Origin of the sequence: Streptomyces sp. NPDC018045 (genome assembly GCF_044327445.1) — a bacterium.
Taxonomy (GTDB): Bacteria; Actinomycetota; Actinomycetes; order Streptomycetales; family Streptomycetaceae; genus Streptomyces.
Map to the genome: position 1 here is coordinate 24,066 of NZ_JBIRFL010000020.1, position 23,247 is coordinate 47,312.

Here is a 23,247-nt window from a genome sequence, read left to right on the forward strand (position 1 = left end):
GGCGCTGTTTAGGAGTGAGTCATGCCGCACGAAGCCCGCGCCGCCGTCGCCGCCAAGAAGGACGCCCCCGTCGAGGTGCTGCCGATCCTCGTCCCCGACCCCGGCCCGGGCGAAGTCCTCGTCACCGTGCAGGCATGCGGGGTGTGCCACACCGACCTGCACCACCGCGAGGGCGCCGTCGGCGACGACTTCCCCTACCTGCTCGGCCACGAGGCCGCCGGCGTCGTCGAGGCCACCGGCCCCGGCGTCACCGGGCTCGCGCCGGGCGACTACGTGGTGCTCGCCTGGCGCGCGCCCTGCGGCCGGTGCCGGTCCTGCCGCCGCGGCCGCCCCTGGTACTGCTTCGACTCCCGCAACGCCGCGCAGCCGATGACCCTGCTGGACGGCACCCCGCTGACCCCGGCCCTGGGCATCGGCGCCTTCGCCGAGAAGACACTGGTCGCCGCCGGGCAGGCGGTGCGCGCCGACCCGGCGGCCCGCCCCGAGGCCGCGGGGCTGATCGGCTGCGGGGTGATGGCCGGGTACGGGGCCGCGGTGCACACCGGGGGTGTGGGCAGCGGCGACACGGTGGCGGTGATCGGCTGCGGCGGGGTCGGCAACGCCGCCATCGCGGGGGCCTCCCGGGCCGGTGCGCGCCGGGTCATCGCCGTGGACATCGACGACGGCAAGCTGGACGCCGCCGAACGCTTCGGCGCCACCGACACCGTCAACTCCCGTGGGACCGACCCCGTCGAGGCGGTCCGCGCGCTGACCGGCGGGCACGGCGCCGATGTCGTGATCGACGCGGTGGGCCGGCCCGAGACGTTCCGGCAGGGCTTCTACATGCGGGACCTCGCGGGCACCCTGGTACAGGTCGGCGTCCCGGAGCCGGACACGCGCATCGAACTGCCGCTGCTCGACGTGTTCGCGCGCGGCGGGTCCCTGAAGTCCTCCTGGTACGGCGACTGCCTGCCCAGCCGGGACTTCCCGGTCCTGATCGACCTGTATCTGAGCGGCAAGCTGGACCTGGAGGCGTTCGTCTCGGAGACGGTGGGACTCGCGGACGTGGAGGCGGCGTTCGCGCGGATGCGGCGCGGTGAGGTGCTGCGTTCGGTGGTGGTCCTGTGACCGCCCGGCCCGGCGCGGGCGCTCCGGTGCCGCCCCGCATCGTGATCATCGGCGCGGGCATCGTGGGCTGCTCCCTCGCCGACGAGCTGACGGCCCGGGGCGCGCGCGACGTCACCGTACTGGAGCAGGGCCCGCTGCACGCGCCCGGCGGCTCCACCTCGCACGCGCCCGGACTCGTCTTCCGTACGAACGTCTCCAAGACGCTGAGCGACTTTGCCAGGTACACGGTCGAGAAGTTCTCCGTCCTCACCGAGGACGGGCGGCCGTGCTTCGACGCCGTCGGCGGACTGGAGATCGCCACCACTCGGGAACAGTGGGCCGAACTGCACCGCAAGGCCGGTCTCGCCGCCTCCTGGGGCATCGAGGGCGAACTCGTCGATGCCCGGCGGTGCGCCGCGCTGTGGCCGATGCTGGACGCCGCCAAGGTGCTGGGCGGCTTCCACACGCCCGGCGACGGGCTGGCCAGGGCCCTGCCCGCCGCCCGCGCGCAGACCGCACGGGCGCGGGCCCGGGGCGCCCGCTTCCTGGAGCGGCACACCGTCACGGGCATCGAGCGGGACGCCGGCCGGGTCACGGCCGTCGTCACCGACCGGGGCATCTTCCCCGCGGACGCCGTGGTCTCGGCGGCGGGCTTCTGGGGCCCGGTGATCGGGGCCATGGCGGGCGTGTCCGTACCGCTGCTGCCGCTGGCCCACCAGTACGCGAAGACGTCCGTGTTCGCCGGGCCGGACGGCCGGCGGCCGATCCTGCGCTTCCAGGAGCGCGACCTGTACTTCCGGGAGCACGTCGAGCACGGCGCGGACGGTACGGGCCGGATCGGCATCGGCTCGTACGCGCACCGCCCGATGCCCGTCGACCCGTCCGCCGTGCCCGCCTTCGACGACGCGCCCGTGATGCCCTCCTCACTCCCCTTCACGCCCGACGATTTCGCCCCGAGCTGGGACGCCGGCCGGTGGCTGCTGCCCGCCCTCGACGGGACACGCGTCGACGAGGGCTTCAACGGGGTCTTCTCCTTCACCCCCGACGGCATGCCGCTGCTCGGCGAGGCGCCCGGCCTGCGCGGCTTCTGGCTGGCCGAGGCGGTGTGGGTGACCCACGCGGCGGGCGTCGCCAAGGCGGTGGCCGAGTGGCTCACCGAGGGCCGCCCCGCCACCGACGTGCACGAGTGCGAGATCACCCGCTTCGAGGCGGCCCAGCTCTCCCCCGCCTACGTCGCCGAGCGCGGCCGGCAGCAGTTCGCCGAGGTGTACGACGTCATCCACCCGCTCCAGCCGCCGCGCCGCCCGCGCCCGCTGCGCGTCAGCCCCTTCCACGAGCGGCAGCGGGAACTCGGCGCGTACTTCCTCGAAGGCTCCGGCTGGGAGCGCCCGCACTGGTACGAGGCCAACGCCCCGCTGGCGGACGGCATCGCGCTGCCGGAGCGGGACGCCTGGTCCGCCCGCCACTGGTCGCCCATCGCCGCGGCCGAGGCACGCGCCACCCGTGAGCGGGTCGCGCTGTACGACATGACACCGCTCAGGCGCCTGGAGGTCAGCGGCCCCGGCGCGCTGGACTTCCTCCAGTACCTGACCACCAACCAGCTCGCGAGGAAACCGGGCTCGGTCACGTACACGCTGATGCTGGACGACGCGGGCGGCATCCGCAGCGACCTGACCGTGGCGCGCCTGGCCGCCGACCGCTTCCAGGTCGGCGTCAACAGCGGCATGGACCTCGACCACCTGACCCGGCACGCCCCCGCCGGCGTCCGGGTCCACGACAGCACATCCGGCACCTGCTGCGTCGGCGTCTGGGGCCCGCGCGCCCGCGACCTCGTCCAGCCGCTGACCGGCACCGACTTCGGGCACCGCGCGTTCGGCTACTTCACGACGCGGCAGGCGTTCATCGGTGAGGTGCCGGTGACCGCGATGCGGCTGTCGTACGTCGGCGAGCTGGGCTGGGAGCTGTACACGAGCGCGGACCTGGGCCTGCGCCTGTGGGACACGCTCTGGGCGGCCGGCCAGCCGTACGGCGTGGTCGCGGCCGGGCGCGGCGCGTTCACCAGCCTCCGCCTGGAGAAGGGGTACCGCGCCTGGGGGCAGGACATGACCACCGAGCACGACCCGTACGAGGCGGGTCTGGGCTGGGCCGTCCGCAGGGACAAGGGCGACTTCGTGGGGCGCGCGGCCCTGGAGGGCCGGTCGGCCGGCAACGCGCGGCGCCGGCTGGTGTGCCTGACGCTCGACGACCCGGCGGCGGTCGTCATGGGCCAGGAGCCGGTGTCCGTGGACGGTGTGCCCTCGGGATATGTGACCAGCGCGGCGTACGGCTACACCGTCGGCCGCACGGTCGCGTACGCGTGGCTGCCGGCGCGTGCCGCGGTGCCCGGGACGGCCGTGCACATCGAGTACTTCGGGGAGAAGGCCGCGGCGACGGTCGCCGCGGAGCCGTTGTTCGACCCCGAGATGCGCCACATCCGCAGGTAGGGGCCCAGGGCGATCCGGAACCCGGTCCGCCGCGGGCAGCCCCTCACTCCAGCCCCCCGCCCGGAGCCCGCCGGGCGTCCCTGCGACCCGGGAGGTCCGCTTGTCCCCCACCTACGACGTGATCGTGCTCGGCCTCGGCGGCATGGGCAGCGCCGCGGCCCACCGTCTGGCCGCCCGTGGCGCCCGCGTGCTGGGGCTGGAGAAGTTCGGGCCGGTACACGCGCACGGCTCCAGCCACGGCGGTTCGCGCATCACCCGCCAGTCGTACTTCGAGGACCCGGCGTACGTGCCGCTGCTGCTGCGCGCCTACGAGCTGTACGAGGAACTGGAGCGGGCCACCGGGCGGCGGATCGCCACACGGTGCGGCGGGGTGATGCTCGGCCCGCCGGAGAGCCGTACCGTCGCCGGGTCGCTGCGCTCGGCCCGCACCTGGGACCTGCCCCACGAGATGCTCGACGCGCGGGAGGTGCGGCGCCGCTTCCCGACGCTCGCCCCGGCCACCGGCGAGATCGCCCTGTACGAGGCCCGCGCGGGGTTCCTGCGCCCGGAGAACACCGTGGCCGCGCAGCTCCAGCTCGCCACCCAGGGCGGCGCGGAACTGCGCTTCCAGGAGCCGGTCACCCGGTGGGAGGCGCTGCCCGGCGGCCGTGGTGTGCGGGTGCACACCCCCGAGGACGCGTACACGGCGGGGCAGTTGGTGGTCTGTCCCGGAGCCTGGGCGCCGGAGCTGCTGTCCGGTCTCGGGGTGGCGTTCACCGTCGAGCGTCAGATCATGCACTGGTTCGAGCCCACGGGCGGCACCGGCCCGTACGTCCCGGAACGGCACCCCATCTACATCTGGGAGGACACCGGCGGTGTGCAGATCTACGGCTTCCCCGCCGTCGACGGCCCGGGGCGCGGCGCGAAGGTGGCGTTCTTCCGCCGGGGCGCCGGCTGCACTCCGGAGACCATCGACCGGACCGTGCACGAGGACGAGGTGCGGGCCATGGCCGGGCAGGCGGCCCGGCTGCTGCCGTCCCTGCCCGGCCGCCATCTGAAGTCCGTGACCTGTATGTACACCAACACTCCCGACGAGCACTTCGTCATCGCGCGGCACCCCGCGCACCCCGACACCGTGTCCGTGGCCTGCGGCTTCTCCGGGCACGGCTTCAAATTCGTACCGGTGGTCGGCGAGATCCTCGCCGACCTGGCCCTGACCGGGCACACCGCGCACCCCATCGGCCTGTTCGCACCCGGGCGCCGGACGGCGGCCGCCCCGGCCCCCGTCACCCCGCCCGGCCCGTACGCCTCAGGAGGTGTCCGATGACCCTCGCCCCCGAGACCGCGGGAACCACCGACTCCGCGGCGGCCGCCCCGGCCTCCAGCCTCACCACCACCCTGCCCGGCTCCTTCTACACCGACCCCGAGACCTTCCGCCAGGAACAGCGGCACATCTTCGAGTCCCGGTGGTTCTGCGCGGTGCGCGCCGCCGACCTGCCACGGCCGGGCGCCTTCCGCACGGTGCAGGTCGGCCGGGAGAGCGTACTGATCGTCCGCAACCGGCGCGGTGGCTTCGGCGCCTACCTCAACGTGTGCCGCCACCGGGGCGCCCGGCTGTGCACCGAGGACTCCGGCGAGGTGCGGCGCAACCTCCGGTGCCCGTACCACGCCTGGACGTACGACCTGGACGGGCGGCTGGTGGCCGCGCCCAACCTGCGGCGGATGCCGGACGTGGACCGCTCCGAGCGCGGACTGCTGCCGGTCCGGCTGCGCGAGTGGCTGGGGTACGTCTGGGTGTGCCTGGCCGACGAGCCGCCGTCGTTCGAGGAGACGGTTTCCGGCACGGTCGGCGAACGGCTCGGCGCTGCCGAGGCGATCGAGCGGTACGGGATGGCGGGGCTGGACCTCGGGCGGCGCATCACCTACGACGTGCGTGCCAACTGGAAGCTGATCGTCGAGAACTTCATGGAGTGCTACCACTGCGCCACCATCCACCCCGAACTGACCGACGTCCTGCCGGAGTTCGCGGACGGGTACGCCGCGCAGTACTTCGTCGGACACGGCGCGGCGTTCGCGGAGGAGGCCGAGGGGTTCACCGTCGACGGCAGCGGCGGCTTCGCCCGGATCGCCGGCATCGAGGAGAGCCAGGACCGCCGCTACTACGCCATCACCGTGCGCCCGCAGGTCTTCCTCAACCTCGTGCCCGACCATGTCATCGTGCACCGGATGTTCCCGCTGGCCGCGGACCGTACCGTCGTGGAGTGCGACTGGCTGTACACCCCCGAGGTGGTGGCCTCGGGGGCCGATCTGTCCCGGTCGGTGGAACTCTTCCACCGGGTCAACGCCCAGGACTTCGCGGCCTGCGAGCGGACCCAGCCCGCGATGGACTCACGGGCCTACCGGGCCGGCGGGGTGCTCGTCCCCAGCGAGCACCACATCGGCGACTTCCACCGGTGGGTCACCCGGCTGCTGCCGGGGAGTCCGGACGCTGCTGCGGGGCCGCCGGATCCGGCTCGGACCGGCGCTCCGGCTCCGGATCCGGCCGGCGCTCCGGCCGCGGCTGCTCGTCCTCGGGACGGCGGTACATCCGCGTCGCCGTGATCTGCCCGTGCACCGGCTCCGACGCGGGGTCCTGCTGCGGCAGGCCGGGCCGCAGATGCTCCTCGACGCTGATGTACTTCAGCCCCGCCCGCAGGTCCGCGTCGTTCCGCAGACGGATGACCAGCGGGAACTCGGCGAGCGCCGTGGTGTCGAAGAGGCCGGTGGTGTACAGGAGCTGGACGCCCAGCGCGTCGGCGACGGCGCGCTGGAGCTCCAGCAGATACGTCGCGTTGGCGCGGCCGATGGGGTTGTCCAGGAACAGCGTGCCCGCGTGCCGCTGCTTGTCGCGGCCGCGGTCGTTGCTGCGCAGCGCGGCCATCGTGCAGTACAGGGCGATGGCCGCGGTCAGGAGCTGGCCGCCGGAGAACACGTCGCCCATCTGCCCGACCGGGACGCGTTCGGCGCGCAGCACCGCGTCCGGCTTGAGGATCTCCACGGCCACGCCGCGCGGCTGGAGCGCCGCGCTGACGCCGCGCAGCAGCAGGGACATGCCGTCCCGCCGCAGGTCGCTGTTCTTCTTGACCGCCGAGCGCGTCGCCTCGTCGATCACCTCGCCCAGCCGCTCGGTGAGCGTGGCCTGGTCCGGGTCGTCGAAGCGGATGCGCAGGAACTCCTGCCCGGACCACTCCCCCAGCCCCTCGGGGAGCCGGGACAGCCGCTGGGCCGAGCGCAGTGTCGTCAGCGACGATTCGACCAGGCCGCGCAGCCGGTCCACGATGCTGTCGCGGTTGCGTTCGAGCTGGGCGAGTTCGTCGGTGAGCACCCGCAGCCGGGGTGCGAAGGCGTCGGCCCACTTGGCGGCGTGGTCGGGCAGCGCGGCCGCGGGCAGTTCCCGGATCTGCTGCCGGGCGGGCGTGCGGACCTGCTCGTACGTGGTGGAGTTGGCGTGCCGGACCAGGACGTCACTGGCCTCGCGGACCGCGGCCTCGGCCGCCGACAGGTCGCTCGCGCAGCCGCGCAGCGAACGGCGGGACTCGGCGGCGGCCTGCCGCGCGTCCTCCAGGCGGCCCGCGTACGGCTCGGGGCGCTCGCCCTCCTCCTCCTGGGTGTCGCGCAGCAGGTCGCGCAGCATGGCGGCGGTCTCGTCGAAGCCGGCGGCGGCGTCCTCGGCGGAGCGGTGGGCGCGCAGCAGCTCGGTGTGGCCGGCGCGGGCGGTCTCCAGCGCGTCATCGGCGGTGGTCAGTTCGGCGTTCGCGGTGCGCAGCAGTTCCTTGGCGCGGTCCGCGTCGGCGGGGACCATGTCCTCGGGCAGCTCGGTGTGCGCATCCCCGTCGGCCGGGGCGAGCCGTTCGGTCTCGCCGCGCAGCCGGCCGAGCTGTTCGCTGGCGGCGGAGGCGCGGGCCTCCAGCCGGGCGACCAGGGCCTCGGCGCGGGCGGACGCGGCCTGCCGGGACGGGCCGTCGGCGGCGTCGGGGCTGTCCAGGAGCTGCTCGGCGCGGGTGCGGACCTTGTTGGTGAGGCGGTTCAGCTCGGCGAGCGCGGCGCTCTCGTCACCTTCGGCGCGGGCCTGTTCGGCGCGCAGGTCGGCGCCGACGCCCACCTTCTCGTAGAGCTGGGAGGCGGCGCGGTACGCCTCGCGCAGGGACGGCAGCGAGGCGGTCGCGGGCTCGGAGCCGTCCTCGACGTCGTCCGGGACGCCCGCGATCTCGGCGCGCTCGGCGCGCAGCGCGTGGGCCGTGCGCCGGGCGTCGTCGGCGGCGCGCTGGGCGGTACGGCGGTCCTCGTCCGCGGCCCGTGCCCGGTCCACGCACTCCTCGGCGCGCGCCTCCAACTCGGCACTCTCGTCGGCCAGTTCACGCAGCCGGGCCTGCCAGGAGGCGCGCTCGCGCAGCCGGTGGGCGAGCCCGGCGAGGGCGTCGGCGACCCGGCGGGCGCGCTGCGCGGCCTCCTGCCGTTCGTCGCGCACCCGCGCGGCCTCGGCGGCCTCTTCGTCGGCCTCGGCCCGTACCGTGCGGACCTCGGCCAGGTCCCCGGCGGCGGCGTCGGCGGCCGTACGGGCTTCCTCGGCGGCGGTGGCCAGTTCGGCGAGGCGGCCGGGCGGGCAGCCCGTACGCCAGGAGGTCAGGCGGGCGGCCAGCGCGCGGTCGCCGGCCAGCCGGGCCGCCAGTACGCGGATCTCCTCGTCCCGCTCCATGGCGCGGGCCCGCAGCGCCTGACGCTCCTCGTCGGCGGCGGACTCGTCGTGCATGGCAGGGTTCGGCGGGACCAGGAAGACGCCGCTGTCCTGGGTGTCCGGCGCGGGCGTGGGCGCGAGCAGGGCCGCGGCGGTGCCGACGGCGACGGTGGAGCGCGGCAGCAGCGCGGCCTGCGCGAGCACCTCGCGGGCCCGTGCGTGGGTCTGCGGGTCGGTGATGATGACGCCGTCGACCAGCTCGGGGCGGGCGGCCAGCACCCGGGTGTGGTCGGCGGGGTCGACGGACTGGGCGAGGTAGCGCCAGCCGGGCAGCGCGGGGACGCCGTGCTCGCCGAGGTACTCGACGGCGGCGAGCACGTCGGGGCCGGGCGGCAGCAGGCCGCCGTCGCCCAGCGCGCCGAGGATGCGGGCGTCGTCGGCGGCGGCGGTGCGCAGGTCGAAGAGCTGGCGTTCGGCAGCGGCCACGCTCTCGTCGAGCAGGTCGCGCAGGTCGTCCGCGTTGCGGTCGAGTTCCTCGGCGGTCAGCGGGCCCTCGGCGGCGGGGCGCCGGGCGGGGCTCGGACCGCCGCCGTCCTCCGGCGCGTCCCCGTCGTCCTGCGCGGGCCGCCCCGTACGCGGCCCGGGCACCCCGGCGGGCCGGGGCGGCGCCTGCGGCAGTCCGAGGAGGTCGGCGAGCCGTGGTTCGGCGCCGATCGACTCGGCGGCCCGGCGCTCGGCGTCGTACGCCCGCTCCGCGGCCTGCGCCGCGTCCTCGGCACGGGCCGCGGCCAGTTCGGCGGCGGCGAGGCGGGTGGCGGCCTCCCGGGCCCGGTCGGCGGAGCGGGTGGCGGCCTCGCGCGCCGCGTCCCAGCCCTCGACCGTGGACTTCTCCGCGTCCGAGGCGGCCAGCGCGGCGCGGGCCGGGTCGGCGTCCGGCGCCGCGTCGTCGAGCCAGCCCGCCCGTACGGCCTCGGCGGTCTCCTGCTCGACCTCGGCGAGCCGCTGCTTGAGGTGTTCGGCCTCGCTGCGGGCCCGCTGGGCGTGGGTGGCGGCGGCGGTGGCGTCGCGGTGCGCGGTGTCGCTGGTGTCCTGGAGGGCGGCCGAGCGCTCCTCCTGCTCGTTGGCGATGCCCTCGCTGACGCCGGCGGCGGCCTGGAGGGCGCGCACCAGTTCGCCGGCGGCCTTCGTGCGGGCCGCGAGCGCGGGCGCCGCGTCCCGCTCGGCCTCGCGGATCGCGGCGGCGACGCGGGTGGCCCGGTCGGCGGCGGCGCGGTGGCGCAGCACGGTCTCGGCGGCCTGCCAGGCGGCGTGCAGCGTACGGGCGTCGTTCAGCTCGCGGCGCTGGGCGGCGGCGTCCTTCTCGGCGGCGGCGAGCGCCAGTGACGCGTGCCGGTAGGCGATCTCGGCGGAGATCAGCGCGCGGCGTTCGCGCACCCGCTCGGCGTCGGTGACCGCGTGCGCGGCGGTGGCGACCTGCTCGGCGAACTCGGCGGCGCGGCCGCGCTCCTCGGTGCCGCGGGCGTGCAGCCGCCGGGCGAGCGTACGGGTGCGGCGTTCGGCGCCGGCGTGCACGTCACGGGCGGTCTCGCGCTGTTCGGCGGCCTCCGCGATGCGCGACAGCAGGTCCAGCGAGCCGGCGGTGAAGTCGCGCTCGGCGGTCAGCTCGGCGCGGCGGCCCAGCTTGTGCGCGAAGCCGTGCACGAGGTCGGCGAGCCCGTCGGTGTCACGGGTGTCGGTGACCGCGCGCAGCAGCAGGTCGGTGAAGTCGGAGTCGTTCTTGACCGCGAAGAGGCCGGCCGCCTCGCCCTCGTCGGCGTTCATCTCCCGCTGGTAGCGGAAGAGTTCGGGGTCCAGGCCCAGCTCGCCGAGGTGCTCGTTCCACCGCTCGTGGATCTCGACCCAGGAGACGTCGAGGTTGGGGTAGTTCTTGCCGGCCTCCACCAGGGCGTCGCGGAAGCCCTTCATCGTACGGCGGCGGCCCCGGGCCCCGGAGAAGTCCTCGGCCTGCTCGCCGCGCTGCCGGACGACGGTGGCCTCGGCGACCGGCAGCGCGTCCAGGCTCATCCCGGGCCCCGGGCGGAAGCTGTACCACGCCTCGGCGAACTTGCGCGGGTCGTTGGAGACCTGCCGGCCGCGCCACTCGCTGACCTTGCCGACCACGATGGACTCGCCGGTGAGGGTGTGCTGCCACTCCAGGGCGACATGGCCGCAGTCGTCGGCGAGCAGGAATTTGCGCAGCACGCCGGAGCTGGCGCCGCCGAGGGTGTTGCGGTGGCCGGGCAGCATCACCGAGAAGATCAGTTTGAGCAGGACGGACTTGCCGCCGCCGTTCTCCAGGAAGAGGACGCCGGCGGGGGCGGGCCGGCGCGGCGGGCCGACCGGTTCGTCCTCGAAGAAGTCCGCCTGCGCCGGTGCCGGGTCGGGCACCGGCGCGCCGACTCCCCGCAGGTCCAGCACGGTGTCGGCGTAGCGCGCACCGGCGGGCCCGATGGAGTAGAGGCGGACCCGGGACAGCTCGTACATGGCGGCGGACTCTCGTTGTGTGGGCGGACGGTGGCCGGTGGGCGTTGGCGGTGGGCCGGTGGGCGTTGGCGGGTGGGCCGGGGCCGGGTGGTGCCCGGCCCCGGATGGTCAGGAGGAGTGGAAGGGCAGACCCGCGTCGGAGACCAGGTCGAGGTCGTCGGTGTCCTCGGCGGGCAGCAGCGTGGGACTGCCGTCGCCCACGGGGACGACGCCCAGCTCCAGGAGTTCGGCCATGGCGGCGCTGCCCGCCATGTCGCGCACCTGGAGCTGGTAGCGGGCGGTGGTGCGGTAGGCGCCGCCGGCGTCGTCGCCGGTGCGCTGGAGGAAGCCGGAGTCGACGAGGAAGGCGACGGCCTTGGCGATGATGCCGGTGGTCGAGCCGGCCAGCCGCCGCGCGTCCTTGGTGGCGCCGGTGGCGCTGCGCCGCGCGTAGGTCCGCCAGGCGGCTTCGAGGCCGGGCGCGCCGGTGGCCGGGTCGGTGTTCTCGCCCTGCTCCTCGGCGCGCTCCTCCAGGCGGCGGCACGCCTGCCGGACGAACGCGTCCACGCCGTTGACGGTGATGCGGCCGATGTAGCCGTCGTCGGCGAGGTCCTCGGGGCGCGGGAAGGCCATGGCGGCGACGGCGAGGTGGGCCAGGCCGTGCAGGAAGCGGTCGGCGGAGTCGGCGGACGCGCGGCGGGCGTAGTCACCCATCCGTACGGCGAAGACCGAGTCCTCGTCGGCGGTCACGGCCATGCCGGCGCGCGGCGACACCTCCAGGACGACCAGGCCGAGGCCGGTGGCGACGGCGTCGGCCAGGCGCGCGAAGGCGGGCTCGTCGCGGTAGCGGCGCAGCAGTTCACCGTACTCGGCGTCCCGGGCGGGCAGCAGCTTGGGCTGGAGCCCGAAGGAGACCAGCCGCGCGGCGTCGGCGGCGTCGGCGGGGGTCACGGGCGCGGGGCCCGACGGGGCGGCCGGCCTGGCGGCGGGGGCGGCCCACTCGGCCGGCTCCGCCGCACCGGCGGCGAGGTCCGCCGGTGCCCCGCCCCCGGCGCCGTCCGCAGCGCCCGTTCCGTACTCACTCACGCCCGTACCTCCATGCGAACCTCCCGATGACACCCTGCTGCCGGCGCCCTGTGCGCGCCCTGCCCGGCCGCCGGCATCACGCCACCTCCGAACGGTCGGCCGCCATGCCCGCCGCGTCCAGCAGGGCCTTGCCGACGATGAGGTCGGCGCCGCCGAACTCCGGGTCGTCCAGCACGGTGCCGTCGTCGACGGCGAAGAGCAGGTGCTGCTCGCCCTGGCGGTAGGCCGTGCCGACCGGCGGGCTGGCCGCGTGCACCGCCAGCAGGGCGACCAGATACGGCAGGTCCGGGTCGGCGCGGCGCGCCTCGGCGAGCAGCCCGGACAGCCGGCGCGGCGCGTCGGCGGGCAGGTCGAGCAGGGCGGTGGCGGCTTCGAGCTGCTCCTCGGAGAAGCGGCTGTCGTCCGGGGTGGCGATCAGATCCGGCTCGGGCATCTCCGCGCCCAGGTGCTCGCGCTCGACCGGCGGCGTGAACAGCAGGCCGACGAGGTCGCCGAGCCGTACGGAGGTCTGGGTGCGAAAGCCCGTGCCGCGCGCGAAGAAGGCGTCGGTGACCCGGATCGCCTGCTCCACGGGCAGCGGCAGGACCGGGGCGACGAGCTGGCCGTACAGGTCGAGGCCGGAGCGCCCGGCGGGCGGCGCGAACGCCTGGCGGTCCTGCTCGGCGCGGAAGAGGGGGCCCGCCTCCAGCAGCCGGGACTGGAGCTGGGTGTGCCGGCGGATGCAGTCCTTGACGATGTCGACCAGCTCGGCGGCGCGCCGCTTGTGCTCCTGGCCCTCGGCCTCGTCGCGGGCCTTGCGGATGTTGGTGAGGATCGCGTTCTCGTGGCGGTAACGCTCGGCCACGTGGTCGAGGGCTTCGGCGATCATGTCGGGGACGGTGCGCAGCCAGTCCACCGCGCGGACGTTGCGGCGGGTGGCGTCCAGGGTGCGGCGCAGCGTCTCGGCGTACTGCACGGTGCGGTAGCGGGCCTGCTCGGCGGCGAGCTGGGCGTCCGCCAGCCGGCCGCGGCTGATGAGCACCTCCAGCTTGACCTCGGCGGCGATCTGGGCGCTCGTCACGTCCGTGTCGAGGGCGCCGACCAGGACGTTGACGGCTTCGTCGGTCGCCCGGAGGTAGACCCCGCCGCCGGGCCCGGGGACCTCCTCGATGAGCTTGAAGTCGTAGTCGCGGCGGACGTACTCGCCCTCGGGGCCGAAGGTGCCGTACACGGCGCGGAAGCCGCGGTCGACGCTGCCGACGTTGATGAGGTTCTCCAGCACCCAGCGGGCGACGCGCTCGTGCTCGGCGGCGGGGCGGCGCGGGGTCTGCGCGGCGATCCGCGGCAGCAGTCTGGCCACTATCTGCTCGTGGTCGGCGCCGGTGTCGAAGTCCATGTGGAGGGTGACCAGGTCGATGGCGGCGAGCGCCACCTCCGCCATCGCGTACACCCCGTACTCACCGGCGAGGTTGGCCTTGCGCGCGTCCAGGTCGTGCAGCGGCGCGGTGCACGCGAGGGCGCGCAGCCGGCGGGCCAGGCCCTCGTCGGCGGCCGGACCCGGCGCGGGCCGGGAGGGTCCGTCGGGCCGGGTCGGGCCGTTGAGCTGGGACGCAGCGGTCCCCGGGGCAGGAAAAGTCACGTCGCACAGAGTAGGCGCTCGCACTGACAACGGACGAAACGGCACGGGCCCCGAGGTCAGTGTGTGGCACCTCCCACAGCCTTGATGTCCGTATTTGTACGCGCGGCGGTGGCGGCGATCACACGCAGGCCCCCGGCGACGGCGCTCACCGCGAGTGAGGGCAGCGACCGGCCGGTGACCTGTCCGGGAGCGTACGGCACGTGGACGAAGCCGCCGCGCAGGGCGGGCCGCTCGGTCGCGATCAGGTGCATCAGGTCGTAGAAGACGTGGTTGCAGACGAAGGTGCCCGCGGTGTTGGAGACGGAGGCGGGCACCCCCGCCTCGCGTACGGCGGCCACGCACGCCTTGACCGGCAGCGCGGCGAAGTACGCCGCGGGGCCGCCGGGCACGATGGTCTCGTCGATGGGCTGGACGCCCGCGACGTCGGGGATACGGGCGTCGTCGACGTTGACGGCGATCCGTTCCACGGTCAGGTCGGGGCGGCCGCCCGCCTGGCCGACGCACAGCACCACGTCCGGGTCGTGCTCCGCGACGGCCTCGCGCAGGGCGGTGCGCGAGCGCCCGAAGACGCAGGGCAGTTCGACGGCGGTCATCTCCAGGCCGGCGGGCGGCGCGGCAGCGGCGGCCTGCACCGCCTCCCAGGAGGGGTTCGAGCTTTCGCCGTCGAAGGGCTCGAATCCGGTGAGCAGGATGCGGGTCGTCCGCGTCATGGCGTTCCCTGTGGTTCGTGGGACACGCGGCGCCCCCGGTCCGCGTGCGGTGCGTGTCGTGCGGTGGATGTGGTCAGAAGGCGAACAGGGCCATGACCACGATGTTGCAGCCGAGCAGGATGCCGGCCGTGGGCAGTTGGGCCTTGATGGGACCGTACTGGTCCTTCAGTTCCAGTACCGCGGCCGGGACGATGTTGAAGTTGGCCGCCATCGGGGTCACCAGCGTGCCGCAGAACCCGGCGAGCATGCCGATGGCCAGGACGGCGGGCGCCTCTCCGTGGAAGTGCTGGATGAGCACCGGCCAGCCGACCGCCGCGGTCATCACCGGGAAGGCGGCGAACGCGTTGCCCATGACGACGGTGAACAGGGCCATGCCGACGCAGTAGACGATGACCGCGACGTACAGGGAGTCCTCGGGCAGGATCGAGGTGGTCACCTTGCCGACCTGGGCGCCGACGCCGGAGACCTGGAAGATGGTGCCGAGGGTGGCGAGCATCTGCGGCAGCAGCATCGCCCAGCCCATCGTCTCCAGGATGGACCGCCCGGACCGCACGGGAACGGATATCCGCTTCTCGCGCAGCAGGACCATGCCGACGACGAGCGCGACGACGGCGCCGATGCCCAGTCCGAGGATGGTCTCGCTGCCCTCCTGGAGGACCGGTTCACCGCCGATCGAGAGCTTCTTGACGAGGACCGCGCAGAGCAGCGCGACGACCGGGATGGCCAGCGCGGGCGCGAACAGCTTGTTGCCCAGTTTCAGGGCACTGGCCTCGCGCTGCTCGGGCGTGGTGGTGCGCGGCGTACCGCGGCCGGTGAACCCGAAGCCCGCCAGGACGATCATGATGAGGACGGCCACGCCCAGCGGCTCGGGCGGCGCCTTCTTGTCCACCACCAGGCTGCTGTAGAAGAACCCGGCGCCGAGCAGGCCCCAGAAGGCGGTGGTGCCCAGGCGCTTGGGATTGCTGCGGTCGGTGAGCATCTGGGAGGCCATCACCAGGAAGCTCAGGCCGACGAGCCAGTAGAACCACTCTGCCTTGATCACTTGGCTGCTCCCTCGGCGACGGGTTCGACGTTGGCGGCGACCAGTTCGCGTTCCAGGTACCGGTCCAGGCGCAGCAGCCGCCAGCCGTGCACGGCCAGGGCGCACAGCGCGGTGGGGATGGCCCACAGCGCCAGGTGCAGCGGCTCCAGGTGAGTGTTGTACGTGGTGTTGACGAAGGTGGTGATCAGCAGGATCGAGCCGACGGCGAGGAAGACGTCCTCGCCGAAGAACAGCCCGACGTTGTCGGCGCTCGCGGAGAACGAGCGGACCTTCTCCCGGGACTTCTCGGTCAGCCGGCCGTGCTTGCGCTCGGCGGCGCCCTCGGCCATCGGCACGGCCAGCGGGCGCACCGTCTGCGCGTGCCCGAAGACCTGGGTCAGGCCGACGGCCGCGCCGACCTGCCGCATGCCCATGTAGAGGGCGAGGAAGCGGCCGGTGGTGAGCTTGCCGAAGCGGGCTATCAGCCGGCGGGCCTGCTCCTGGAGGCCGTAGCGCTCCAGCAGGCCGATCACCGGCAGGGTGATGGCGAAGATCGTCACCGCCCGGCTGCCGGCGAAGCCGGTGCCGAAGGCCGCCAGGACCTCCCGCGGTGACAGGCCGCCGAGCAGACCGGTGACGATGCCCGCCACACCCACGACCAGCAGGGCGTTGCGTTTGGTGGCGAAGCCGACCACGACCACGAGCACGCCGAGAAGCACGATCATGGGTCCGCCTTCCGCATACGGGACCCCACGCGGACCGTGAGGAGGATGCGAGGAGGTTAGGCGATTGTTCAACGATCCGACAAGGGGTTGACGGGAGCGGAACTCCAGCGCTGCGATGCGCCCTATTGCGCCGCGATGCGCTGGGCGTACGCCCCGGAAAGCTGCGCCCTGGAGTCCTCCAGATAGGACTCCAGCAGGCGCTCCGCGGCGGCCCCGTCACCGGCCTGGAGCTCTTCGAGGATCTGCCGGTTGCGGGTCAGGTACGGCGCGTGGAAACGGCGCGGATCGTCCATCACGTGGAAGACCAGGCGCAGTTCCGCGAGCACCCCGCGCATCAGCTCGTCGGTGCGCGGACTGCCCGCCAGGCCCACCACCGCCTGGTGGAAGCGGAGGTTCGCGGTGCCCAGGTCGCGCCAGGCGCGCTCCTCGAAGGCGGTCTCGCCGGCCGCCACGGCCGCCTCCATCGCCCCCACCGGGTACGGCGGATCGCCCAGGCTGCGTACGGCGGCGCACTCCACGAGCGTACGGACCCGGTAGATGTCGTCCAGGTCCGCCACCGTCACGACGCGTACGAACACCCCGCGGTTGAGCCGGTGCACCAGCAGGCGCTCGTGCGTGAGCAGCCGGAACGCCTCCCGCAGGGTGTTGCGCGAGACCCCCAGCGCCCCGCCGATGCTCTCCTCGGACAGCCGCGCACCGGGCGGGAAGTAGCCCTCGGTGATGCGGTCCCGCAGAATGTCGGCGACCCGCTCGGCGGTGCTGGAGCGGCCCAGCAGCACCCGGTCGCCCGCCAGCTCCGAGACCTCGGCGAGCCTGTGCCGATCGTCCCGTGTCATCCCGCCCGCCATCGCCGTCCCCGCTTTCGCCCCGTACGTGCACCCCTTGTGCTGTGAGCGGCAGTCAATCCCAGATGGCAGAACGAGACAACACACCTCTTGTCGGATCGTTGAACGATCGCTTACGTTGGCCTGACCACCGGCCGGCCCAAGTGCCCTCAGGGGGAGAGCCACTACGGATAGGGGCCGGCCGGTTCCGAACACCTGCTGTCTGTGCGCCCGCCCGCGTGGCGGCCATCTCCGGAACGGATTTGCGACTTCCATGAGCGACCCGGTGACCACCCCCCTCGTCGACCTCAACGCCGACCTCGGGGAAGGCTTCGGACGCTGGGAGCTCACCGACGACGAGGCCCTGCTGTCCGTCGTCACCAGCGCCAACGTGGCCTGCGGTTTCCACGCCGGGGACCCCAGCACCATGCGGCGGGTCTGCGAACTGGCCGCCGAGCGCGGCGTGGCCGTCGGCGCCCAGGTCTCCTACCGCGACCTCGCGGGCTTCGGGCGCCGCGCCATGGACGTACCGCCGCGCGAGCTGGCCGACGAGATCGCCTACCAGATCGGCGCGTTGGAGGTCTTCGCCCGCGCCGCCGGAACCCGGGTGGCTTACGTCAAACCGCACGGCGCGCTCTACAACCGCTGCGTCCACGACGAGGCCCAGTCCGCCGCCGTCCTGGAGGGCGTACGGACCGCCGGCACCCCGCTGCCCATCCTGGGCCTGCCCGGCTCCCAGCTCCACGAGGCGGCCCGCCGCGTCGGCCTGCCCGTCGTCGGCGAGGCGTTCGCCGACCGCGCCTACACCCCCGAAGGCACCCTGGTCCCGCGCCGCGAGCCGGGCGCCGTCGTCCACGACCCGGACGAGGTCGTCAAGCGCGCCCTGGGCATGGCGACGGAGGGCACCGTCACCGCCGTCGACGGCAGCACCGTACGCACCGAAGCGCGCTCGCTGTGCCTGCACGGCGACACCCCGGGCGCCGCGGACCTCGCACGGCGGGTGCGCGACGGGCTGACGGCGGCCGGCGTGCGGATCGGCAGCTTCGCGTGAGCACCGCTCCCCCCGTCGGCCGCCCCCCGGCCGGCCGGTCGCGGCTGCCCCTGCGCGCCCTGCCGGTCGGCGACCACGGGCTGCTCGTCGAGCTGGACGACGCCGCGGCCGTCGAGGCGCTCCACGCCGAGCTGCTGCGCCGGGCCGCGGCGGGCACCCTGCCCGCGGTCCGCGAGATCGTCCCGGCCGCCCGCACGGTCCTGCTCGACGGGCTGGCCGACCCCGGACGGCTGGCCGCCGACCTGCCCGGCTGGGACGTCCCCCCGGCCACCGCCGACGACCGGCCGGCCGTCGAGATCCCGGTGCGCTACGACGGCCCCGACCTCGCCGATGTGGCCGCCCTGTGGGACACCACGCCCGAGGACGTGGTCCGCATCCACTCCGGTACGGAATTCCACGTCGCCTTCTGCGGGTTCGCCCCCGGCTTCGGCTACCTGACGGGCCTGCCGGAGCGTCACCACGTGCCGCGTCGCGCCACACCGCGCACCAAGGTCCCGGTCGGCTCGGTCGCCCTGGCGGGCCCTTACACCGGGGTCTACCCGCGCTCCTCACCCGGCGGCTGGCAGCTCATCGGCACCAGTGACGTCGCCCTGTGGGACCCGGACCGCGACCCGGCGGCCCTGTTCTCCCCCGGCACACGCGTCCGTTTCATCCCGGTCTCGACACCGTCCCGGGAGGCCCGATGACCGACCGCGCCTTCTGTGTCGTACGCGCCGGAGCCCTGACCACCGTCCAGGACCTCGGCCGCGCGGGCCACGCCCACCTCGGCGTGCCGCGTGCGGGCGCCCTGGACGAGCCCGCCCACCGGCTCGCCAACCGCCTCGTGGGCAACCCGGAGACGTCCGCCACCCTGGAGACGACCCTCACCGGCTGTGCCGTACGGGTCCGCACGGACACCGTGGCCGCGGTCACCGGCGCGCCCTGCCCGGTCGCGGTCGACGGCCGCCCCGCGCCATGGGGCGCGCCGGTACGCGTCCCGGCGGGCGCGGTGCTGGACGCCGGACCGGCCACCGCCGGACTGCGCTCGTACGTCGCCTTCGCGGGCGGCGTCGACGCGGAGCCGGTGCTCGGCAGCCGCGCCGCCGACCTGCTCTCCGGCGTCGGGCCCGCGCCGCTGTCCGACGGCGGCGTGCTGCCGCTCGGCACCCCGTACGGCCCGCCCGCCTCCGTGGACGCCGTCCCGCGCTCGGGACCGCCGCGCACGGAACTGGTGCTGCCGTGCGTGCTGGGCCCGCGCGACGCCTGGTTCACCGAGGCGGGCCTGCGCACGCTCGCCACCGGCCGCTTCCGCGTCTCCTCGGCGAGCAACCGCATCGGTCTGCGCACCCAGGGCCCGCCCCTGGAGCGCGCCGTGGACGGCGAACTCCCCAGCGAGGGCATGCCGCTGGGCGCCCTCCAGGTCCCCCCGGACGGCCTGCCCGTGCTCTTCCTCAACGACCACCCGACGACGGGCGGCTACCCGGTCGTCGGCGTCGTCCCGGAGCGCTTCCTCGCCGCGGCGGCGCAGGCCGTACCGGGCACGCCGGTCCGTTTCGTCCCCCGGCGCTCACGCGCTTCCGGCTGAGCCGGGCGGTCCGTACCCGCCGCCGCCCGGCGTGCGGACCACCAGCACGTCCCCCGCGCCGATCTCCGCCACGTCGCAGCCGTCCAGCGCCTCCTCCGTGCCGTCGGCCCGGCGGACGAGGTTGGCACCGGTCGCGCCGGGCCCGCCGCCCGCCATGCCGTACGGGGGCACCCGGCGGTGGCCGGTGAGCAGGGCCACCGTCACCGGCTCCAGGAAGCGCAGGCGGCGTTCGGCGCCCCGGCCGCCCCGCCAGCGCCCGGCACCGCCGCTGTCCTCGCGCACGGCGAAGCTCTCCACCCGTACGGGGTAGCGCCACTCCAGCACCTCGGGGTCGGTCAGCCGCGAGTTGGTCATGTGGGTCTGCACGGCGTCCGCGCCGTCGAAGCCGTCTCCCGCGCCCGAGCCACTGGCGACGGTTTCGTAGTACTGGACCCGGTCGTTGCCGAAGGTGAGGTTGTTCATCGTGCCCGAGCCCTCCGCCTGCACGCCGAGCGCCGCGTAAAGCGCGCCGGTGACCGCCTGCGAGGTCTCCACGTTGCCCGCGACCGTGGCGGCCGGGAACTCCGGCGCGAGCATCGAGCCGGTCGGGATGCGGACCTCGACGGGCTTGAGGCAGCCGCTGTTGAGGGGGATGTCCTCGGCGACGAGCGTACGGAAGACGTAGAGGACCGCCGCCATCACCACCGAACTGGGCGCGTTGGCGTTGCCGGGCAGTTGCGGGGAGGTCCCGGCGAAGTCCAGCACCGCGCCGCGTGCCGCGCGGTCCACGGTCAGCGCCACCTGGATCACCGCGCCGCCGTCGGTCTCGTAGCGGTACGCGCCGTCCTCCAGGTGCGCGATGATCCGGCGTACCGATTCCTCGGCGTTGTCCTGGACGTGCCCCATGTAGGCGCGCACCACGTCCAGGCCGAACTGCCCGATCATCTCGCGCAGTTCGTGGATGCCCTTCTCGTTGGCGGCGATCTGGGCCCGCAGGTCCGCAATGTTGGCGTCCGGCGCCCGCGAGGGGTACGGCCCGGCGGCGAGCAGCTCGCGCGTCTCCTCCTCGCGCAACCTGCCGTCGCGTACCAGCAGCCAGTTGTCGAAGAGGACGCCCTCCTCCTGGATGGTGCGGCTGAAGGCGGGCATCGAGCCCGGGGTGATGCCGCCGATCTCGGCGTGGTGGCCGCGCGAGGCGACCAGGAACAGCAGCTCCCCGCCGGCGTCGTCGAAGACGGGGGTGACGACGGTGACGTCCGGCAGGTGCGTGCCGCCGTGGTACGGGTCGTTGACCGCGTACACATCACCCGGTCGCATGCCGCCCGCGTCGCGCCGCCGCCGGAGCACCTCCTTGATGGACTCCCCCATCGAGCCGAGGTGCACGGGAATGTGCGGGGCGTTGGCAATGAGATTGCCCTCGTGGTCGAAAAGAGCACAGGAAAAGTCCAGTCGCTCCTTGATGTTGACCGAATGGGCGGTGTTCTCCAGCCGGACGCCCATCTGCTCGGCGATGGCCATGAAGAGGCTGTTGAACACCTCCAGCATGACCGGATCGGCGTCCGTGCCGACCGCGGGGCCGTCCGCACGGGGCCGCGTCCGGGTCAGCAGCAGATGGCCGCGCTCCCCCGCGCGGGCCTGCCAGCCCGGGTCGAGAACCGTCGTCGCGTCGTCCTCGGCGATGATCGCGGGACCGGTGAGGATGTCACCGGGGCGCAGGTCGCCGCGGGCGTACAGGTCGGTGTCCTGCCAGCGCCGCCGCGCGAACATCCGGACCGTCGCCACCGGCCGCAGCTTCCCCGCCCGCTCCCCCGTCGGCACCTCGTGCCCGGCCGTGCCGCCCGGCGCGCCGGCCGCCTCGACCGAGACGGCCTCGGCGATCAGTGGCTTGTCCATCGTGAAGGCGTAGCGCGCGCGGTGCGCCCGGACGAACTCGGCGGCCATCGCCCGCGGCGTGTCCAGCGGCACGCCGATCACGGCGTCCGTACCGGCGTAGCGGAGCAGCACACGCGCCCGGGTCGTGACGCTCTCCCGCGGCACGCCGTCGTCGAGCAGTTCGCGGCGGGTCCGGTCGGCCAGCCGGTCACAGACCCCGTGCACCTCGGCCACGTCCGTCGCGTCCGACTCCGGGTCGATCTCCACCTCGACGGCCTGTTCCCGCATGGCCGTCGCGTCGGCGACCCCGATGCCGTAGGCGGACAGCACACCGGCCAGCGGCGGTACCACGACCGTGCCGATGCCGAGCGCGTCGGCGACCGCGCAGGCGTGCTGGCCGCCGGCGCCGCCGAAGCTGGTGAGCGCGTAGCGCGTGATGTCGTAACCGCGCTGGACGGAGATCTTCTTGACCGCGTTGGCCATGTTCAGCACGGCGATGTCCAGGAACCCGGCGGCCACTTCCTCGGGGCCGCGCCGGTCGCCGGTGGCCTCGGCCGCCTCCTCGGCCAGCCGGACGAAACGCTCCCGTACCGTCGCGTCGTCCAGCGGCTGGTCGCCGTCGGGCCCGAACACCGCGGGGAAGTGCGCCGGCTGCACGCGGCCCAGCATCACGTTGGCGTCCGTGACGGTCAGCGGGCCGCCGCGCCGGTAGCAGGCGGGGCCCGGGACGGCGCCGGCCGAGTCGGGGCCGACGCGGTAACGCCGCCCGTCGAAGTGCAGAACCGATCCGCCGCCCGCCGCGACGGTGTGGATGTTCATCATGGGCGCCCGCATCCGTACGCCCGCGACCTCGTTGCCGAAGACCCGCTCGAAGGAGCCCGCGTAGTGCGACACGTCGGTGGAGGTGCCGCCCATGTCGAAGCCGATCACCCGGTCGTGGCCGTCGCCCGCCTCGGCCGAGGAGCGGGCCATCCCGACGACGCCGCCGGCCGGCCCGGAGAGCACCGCGTCCTTGCCGCGGAAGTGCGCGGCCTCCCGCAGCCCGCCGTTGGACTGCATGAACATCAGCCGTACGCCCGGGAGTTGGGCCGCCACCTCGTCGACGTACCGGCCGAGGATCGGTGAGAGGTAGGCGTCCACGACGGTGGTGTCGCCGCGCGGCACCAGCTTCATCAGCGGGCTGACCTCGTGCGAGCAGCTCACCTGCGTGAAGCCCGCCTCCTTCGCCAGGGCGGCCACGGCCTTCTCGTGGCCGGTGTGGCGGTAGCCGTGCAGCAGGACGACCGCCGCGCCGCGCAGCCCGTCCGCGTACGCGCGCGCCAGCTCCGCCCGTACCGCGTCCGGCTCCAGCGGCCGGACGACGGCGCCCCGCGCGTCCACCCGCTCCGGGACCTCGATCACCCGCTCGTACAGCGCCTCGGGCAGCACGATCCGCCGGTCGAAGATCCGCGGCCGGTTCTGGTAGGCGATGCGCAGCGCGTCCCGGAAGCCTTCGGTGGTGACCAGGACGGTCGGCTCGCCCGTGCGTTCCAGCAGGGCGTTGGTCGCGACGGTGGTGCCCATCTTGACGACGGCGATCCGTTCGGCGGGGACCGGTTCGCCGGGGGCGAGCCCCAGCATCGACCGGATGCCGGTGACGGCGGCGTCCTCGGTGCTTCCGGGGCGGTGCGAGAGCAGCTTGCCGGTGACCAGCGACCCGTCCGGCCGCCGCCCCACCACGTCCGTGAACGTGCCGCCCCGGTCGATCCAGAACTCCCAGCGTCCCGTCATACCGCCATTGTGGCAGCGGACCCGGCACAGCCGCTGTCGTGCGCCGCGGCGCCCGCCCGGACGGGCGCGGCGGACCGCGCGGGAACGGCCGGCAGCCTCCGGCGCATTTCAGCTCATCGCCTTTACGCCCCCGCGAACCCCTGCCGAAACGTCACTCCCGCGGTCCGTCCATCATCCCGTATGAATTCCTGAATTACCGCTGCGACCTGCGGCTTTTCCTCAAATGGGTGTTGCTTCCCGGAATCCTTTTACTCCCTCTTGGT

14 protein-coding genes and 1 pseudogene are annotated in these 23,247 nt (G+C 74.4%); 7 read left to right on the plus strand and 8 right to left on the minus strand.

The genetic code is table 11. The annotated features are described in order from the left end of the window. Positions 1-21 precede the first annotated feature (21 nt). The 4 genes and pseudogenes from ACH4EB_RS29875 to ACH4EB_RS29890 form a co-directional block, all read left to right on the plus strand. Entirely contained in the window at positions 22-1,107 is a 1,086-nt protein-coding gene (locus ACH4EB_RS29875) for an S-(hydroxymethyl)mycothiol dehydrogenase (RefSeq protein ID WP_398351061.1), read from the plus strand. Then, positions 1,104-3,569, plus strand: coding sequence for an FAD-dependent oxidoreductase (locus ACH4EB_RS29880; RefSeq protein ID WP_398351063.1), 2,466 nt, complete (start codon positions 1,104-1,106; stop codon positions 3,567-3,569). Before ACH4EB_RS29875 ends, ACH4EB_RS29880 begins: the two co-directional genes overlap by 4 nt. 100 nt (positions 3,570-3,669) lie before the next feature. Further along, positions 3,670-4,875, plus strand: a complete 1,206-nt coding sequence (solA, locus tag ACH4EB_RS29885; RefSeq protein WP_398351065.1) for an N-methyl-L-tryptophan oxidase — start codon at positions 3,670-3,672, stop codon at positions 4,873-4,875. Continuing rightward, a pseudogene (locus ACH4EB_RS29890) lies at positions 4,872-6,029 on the plus strand (aromatic ring-hydroxylating dioxygenase subunit alpha); the annotation flags it as partial. The gene solA and the pseudogene ACH4EB_RS29890, both read left to right, overlap by 4 nt. Here the strand turns inward: ACH4EB_RS29890 and ACH4EB_RS29895 are convergent. The 7 genes from ACH4EB_RS29895 to ACH4EB_RS29925 form a co-directional block, all read right to left on the minus strand. Continuing rightward, the gene (locus ACH4EB_RS29895) at positions 6,007-10,785 is read right to left on the minus strand and encodes a hypothetical protein (protein ID WP_398351066.1); all 4,779 of its coding nucleotides are present in this window, start codon (positions 10,783-10,785) and stop codon (positions 6,007-6,009) included. The pseudogene ACH4EB_RS29890 and the gene ACH4EB_RS29895 overlap by 23 nt on opposite strands. A gap of 108 nt (positions 10,786-10,893) precedes the next feature. Then, positions 10,894-11,850 carry a hypothetical protein gene (locus ACH4EB_RS29900; RefSeq protein WP_398351068.1) on the minus strand — a complete coding sequence of 319 codons (957 nt, stop codon included), beginning with the start codon at positions 11,848-11,850 and terminating at the stop codon, positions 10,894-10,896. 76 nt (positions 11,851-11,926) lie between these two features. Then, positions 11,927-13,468, minus strand: a complete 1,542-nt coding sequence (locus ACH4EB_RS29905; RefSeq protein ID WP_398351069.1) for a hypothetical protein — start codon at positions 13,466-13,468, stop codon at positions 11,927-11,929. Positions 13,469-13,524: 56 nt separating this feature from the next. Next, positions 13,525-14,178: a pyroglutamyl-peptidase I gene (gene pcp / locus ACH4EB_RS29910; RefSeq protein WP_398351070.1), complete on the minus strand. Its 654-nt coding sequence runs from the start codon at positions 14,176-14,178 to the stop codon at positions 13,525-13,527. Between the two features lie 73 nt (positions 14,179-14,251). Further along, positions 14,252-15,220: a DUF979 domain-containing protein gene (locus tag ACH4EB_RS29915; RefSeq protein WP_398351071.1), complete on the minus strand. Its 969-nt coding sequence runs from the start codon at positions 15,218-15,220 to the stop codon at positions 14,252-14,254. Further along, on the minus strand, positions 15,217-15,924 hold the full coding sequence (locus tag ACH4EB_RS29920; protein ID WP_398351073.1) for a DUF969 domain-containing protein: 708 nt from the start codon (positions 15,922-15,924) through the stop codon (positions 15,217-15,219). The genes ACH4EB_RS29915 and ACH4EB_RS29920 overlap by 4 nt, the downstream gene beginning before the upstream one ends. A 122-nt stretch (positions 15,925-16,046) precedes the next feature. Then, a complete protein-coding gene (locus ACH4EB_RS29925; RefSeq protein ID WP_398351076.1) occupies positions 16,047-16,772 on the minus strand; it encodes a GntR family transcriptional regulator in 726 nt (241 codons plus the stop codon). Positions 16,773-17,022: 250 nt separating this feature from the next. Here ACH4EB_RS29925 and ACH4EB_RS29930 point away from each other — a divergent pair, with 250 nt between their 5' ends. The 3 genes from ACH4EB_RS29930 to ACH4EB_RS29940 are packed head-to-tail and all read left to right on the plus strand — an operon-like array spanning position 17,023 to position 19,363. Beyond that, positions 17,023-17,799 (plus strand): LamB/YcsF family protein, encoded by a 777-nt coding sequence (locus ACH4EB_RS29930; RefSeq protein ID WP_398351078.1) that lies wholly within the window; start codon positions 17,023-17,025, stop codon positions 17,797-17,799. A 44-nt stretch (positions 17,800-17,843) separates the two neighbouring features. After that, positions 17,844-18,485, plus strand: coding sequence for a 5-oxoprolinase subunit PxpB (gene pxpB / locus ACH4EB_RS29935; RefSeq protein WP_398351172.1), 642 nt, complete (start codon positions 17,844-17,846; stop codon positions 18,483-18,485). Then, entirely contained in the window at positions 18,482-19,363 is an 882-nt protein-coding gene (locus tag ACH4EB_RS29940; RefSeq protein ID WP_398351080.1) for a biotin-dependent carboxyltransferase family protein, read from the plus strand. Before pxpB ends, ACH4EB_RS29940 begins: the two co-directional genes overlap by 4 nt. Here ACH4EB_RS29940 and ACH4EB_RS29945 read toward each other — a convergent pair. Next, positions 19,346-22,984, minus strand: a complete 3,639-nt coding sequence (locus ACH4EB_RS29945; RefSeq protein ID WP_398351081.1) for a hydantoinase B/oxoprolinase family protein — start codon at positions 22,982-22,984, stop codon at positions 19,346-19,348. The two genes, ACH4EB_RS29940 and ACH4EB_RS29945, sit on opposite strands and share 18 nt — an antisense overlap. Positions 22,985-23,247 lie beyond the last annotated feature (263 nt).